The 2401-nt window shown below is 64.1% G+C and carries 3 protein-coding genes; 2 read left to right on the top strand and 1 reads right to left on the bottom strand.

Going from position 1 to position 2401, the window contains the following annotated elements; genetic code table 11:
- A partial coding sequence (locus Q8K05_RS03445) for a SulP family inorganic anion transporter (protein ID WP_305245125.1) occupies positions 1-1023 on the top strand: 1023 nt, incomplete at its 5' end.
- Between the two features lie 10 nt (positions 1024-1033).
- Complete coding sequence (locus Q8K05_RS03440; protein WP_305245124.1) at positions 1034-1891, top strand: universal stress protein; 858 nt, start codon at positions 1034-1036, stop codon at positions 1889-1891.
- 27 nt (positions 1892-1918) lie between these two features.
- On the opposite strand, the gene Q8K05_RS03435 is transcribed toward Q8K05_RS03440, so the two are convergent.
- On the bottom strand, positions 1919-2401 hold a 483-nt coding region (locus Q8K05_RS03435; RefSeq protein ID WP_305245123.1), incomplete at its 5' end, for a cation diffusion facilitator family transporter.

Raw genomic sequence — 2401 nt, 5'->3', positions numbered from 1 at the left:
GCCGGTCTGGTCATCATTTACGGCTTTCCGTACATCACCAAGGCGGTGCCTTCGCCGCTGATCACCATCGTTGTGCTCACCGGCGTGGCGATGGCGCTCAAGCTGGACATTCGCACCGTGGGCGACATGGGCGAGTTGCCTGACAGCCTGCCGATTTTCTTGTTGCCTGACCTGCCGTTGAACCTGGAAACGCTCAAGATCATCCTGCCGTATTCGGCAACGCTCGCGGTGGTGGGTTTGCTGGAGTCGATGATGACGGCCTCCATCGTGGACGAGCTGACCGACACGCCCAGCAACAAGAACCGCGAATGCGTCGGCCAGGGTGTGGCCAATATCGCGACCGGCTTTATCGGCGGCATGGCGGGCTGCGCCATGATTGGCCAGTCGGTGATCAATGTGAAATCAGGCGGTCGCGGCCGGCTTTCGACCTTTTCTGCCGGCGTATTTTTGCTGCTGATGGTGGTGTTTATTGGCGACTGGGTCGCCCGCATTCCGATGGCCGCGCTGGTGGCAGTGATGATCATGGTCAGCATCGGCACCTTCAGCTGGAGCTCCATCCGTAATTTGCGCGAGCATCCACCCACCTCGTCCATCGTGATGATCGCTACCGTCATCGTGACGGTGTCCACCCATGACCTGGCCAAGGGCGTGTTTGTCGGCGTGCTGCTGTCGGGCCTCTTTTTTGCCCACAAGGTGGGGCGCTTTCTGCGCATTGACCGCAGCAGCGAGGACGATGGCCGGATGCGCGTCTACAGCGTGGTCGGTCAGGTGTTCTTCGCCTCGTCAGAAACGTTTATCGCTGCATTTGATTTCAAGGAAGCGGTGGCGCAGGTGCGCATTGATGTGAGCCGCGCGCATTTCTGGGACATCACGGCCATCAGCGCACTCGATACGGTGGTGCTCAAACTCAAGCGCGATGGCACCGAGGTCGAGGTCGTTGGCCTGAACGAGGCCAGCACCACGCTGGTGGACCGCTTTGGGGTCCATGACAAGCCCGGCGCAGTCGAACAACTCATGCACTGAAGGAAAACATATGAACAAGGTTTATGCCTGCATTGACGGATTGGCCAATTCGGCATCCGTGATCGACTGGGCCGCGTGGTCCGCGCTGCGCCTGGATGCGCCGCTGGAGCTGCTGCATGTGCTCGAGCGCAGCCCGACACCTCCGCTGATCACCGACTACAGCGGCGCCATCGGGCTGGGCGCGCAGGAAGCGCTGCTCGATGAATTGAGCGCGCTGGATGCCCAGCGCGGCAAGTTGGCGCAGGAAGCCGGCAGGCTGCTGCTGGCCGACGCCCGCTTGCGCGCTACGGCTGCCGGGGTGCAGCGGCTCGATGTGCGGCTACGCCATGGCGAGTTGCTGGACACCGTGCTGGAGATGGAGCCGGATGCGCGCCTGTTCGTGCTGGGCGAGCACTACCATGCCAGCGGGGCTTCGAAGATTCACCTGGACCACCACGTCGAGCGCGTGATACGTGCCGTGAAACGTCCGGTGCTGGTCTCGACCGGCTCGCCATTTGAAGCGCCCACGCGGTTTGTCATCGCCTTTGACGGCAGCCCGACTGGACGCAAAACCATCGACACGGTGGCGCGCAGCCCGATGCTCAAGGGTCTGCCCGTGGTGGTGGCCATGGCCGGCGCTGAAACCACGCTGGCGCGGCAGCAGCTTGAACAAGCCCGGCTTGCACTGGCGGCTGCCGGTTTTGAGGCTTCGGTGGAACTGCTGCCCGGCGAGCCGGAAGACGTGCTGCCCGCATTCGTCAAGGCGCAGGGCGCTTCGCTGCTGGTGATGGGCGCTTACGGCCACTCGCGCATCCGCCAGCTGATTGTCGGCAGCACGACGACCACGCTGCTGCGGCTCAGCGAGGTGCCGGTACTGATCTTGCGATAGGGTGTGCCTGGTTAGCGTCTGCCGGGCTCAGGCCGGCGGCGCGACCGGCGCGGCATGGTCCAGGTCGGGCCGCCGCCACGGGTCCACATGGGTCATCAGGTTCAGCACGCGGTGCCGCTGCAGCACGCGCTGCCTGGCCTCCACGGCGATGTCGTGGCCGGCCTCCACCGTGATGTCGGCATCGACCTCGATGTGCGCGTCCACCACAATCATGTCGCCCATCTTGCGCGTGCGCACGTCATGCACGTCGCTGACGCCCGGCGTTTCCATCAGCGTGCGGCGAATGGCCGCCACCTCCTGCTCGTCCGCCGAGCGGTCCATCAGGTCGTGCAGCGCGTCCCAGCCAAACCCCCAGCCCATTTTTGCCACCATGAAGCCCACGATGAGCGCGGCGATCGGGTCCAGGATCGGGTAGCCCGCCAGGTTGCCAATGATGCCGATGCCCACGACCAGCGATGACGCGGCGTCCGAGCGGGCATGCCAGGCATTGGCCACCAGCATGCTCGACTT

Origin of the sequence: Polaromonas sp. (assembly GCF_030682935.1) — a bacterium.
In the GTDB taxonomy this organism is placed as follows: domain Bacteria; phylum Pseudomonadota; class Gammaproteobacteria; order Burkholderiales; family Burkholderiaceae_C; genus Polaromonas.
This window is presented reverse-complemented; position numbering and strand designations above follow the sequence as displayed.